At 68.0% G+C, this 771-nt stretch carries 2 pseudogenes; one reads left to right on the top strand and one right to left on the bottom strand.

From position 1 onward, the window contains the following. A pseudogene (locus tag AC1DWF_RS33800) lies at positions 1-500 on the top strand (hypothetical protein); the annotation flags it as partial. 32 nt (positions 501-532) lie between these two features. On the opposite strand, the pseudogene AC1DWF_RS33795 reads toward AC1DWF_RS33800, so the two are convergent. Continuing rightward, positions 533-661 (bottom strand): annotated as a pseudogene (locus AC1DWF_RS33795) (IS110 family transposase); the annotation flags it as partial. Positions 662-771 lie beyond the last annotated feature (110 nt).

Here is a 771-nt window from a genome sequence, read left to right as displayed (position 1 = left end):
ACCGCGTCATCGTGAATCCGCTGAAGATCAAACAGGAGGTCGTGAACGAGCTCGCCTCGCGCACCATGCTCTGCTTCACCGGCGTCTCGCGCGAGAGCGCCACGATCATCGCCGAGCAGAGTCAGAACGTCCGCGCCGGCTCGACCAAGTCGATCGAAGCGATGCACGCGTTGAAGGCCTCCGCCCAGCAGATGAAGGAGGCGCTGYTGCGCGGCGACTTCGAGCTGCTGGCCGAGACGCTGCGCGAGGGCTGGCAGCAGAAGCGCGCCATGGCCGCCGGCATCAGCAACGCCCGCATCGAGGAGGTGCAGGCCGCCGCGATGAAGGCCGGCGCCTACGCCGGCAAGGTCTCCGGCGCGGGTGGCGGCGGCTTCATGATGCTGCTGGTGCCGCTGGAGAGCCGGCTTGGCCTGATCCGGACGCTGGAGGCGATGGGCTGCCGCGTGGAGGGCTGCTTCTTCACCCAGGAAGGCGCCACCGCCTGGCGCGTGCGCTCCTGAGCCGCCTAACCCCAGCTGCAGGAAGCACTGGATAGGGCGATCGAGCTTTGGGCGGTCTCATAGATGTCACCGAGGAGGCGCGCCTTGGCGACCTTGCGGCCGGCGAGGTCCCACGCGGCCGCAACGAAGACCTCTTTGCTGAGGGCGATAATGCTGGCGGGCACGCAGGATACCCGCATAGCCCGCCAGGTGCYKGTTGRGATGCACCGCGGTYCGATCCGGGGAGAAATGGAATACCGCCGCTGGTGGTGCCGGTCCGCCGCACCAACAC

This window comes from Aminobacter sp. P4_D5, assembly GCF_056401815.1.
This window is presented reverse-complemented; position numbering and strand designations above follow the sequence as displayed.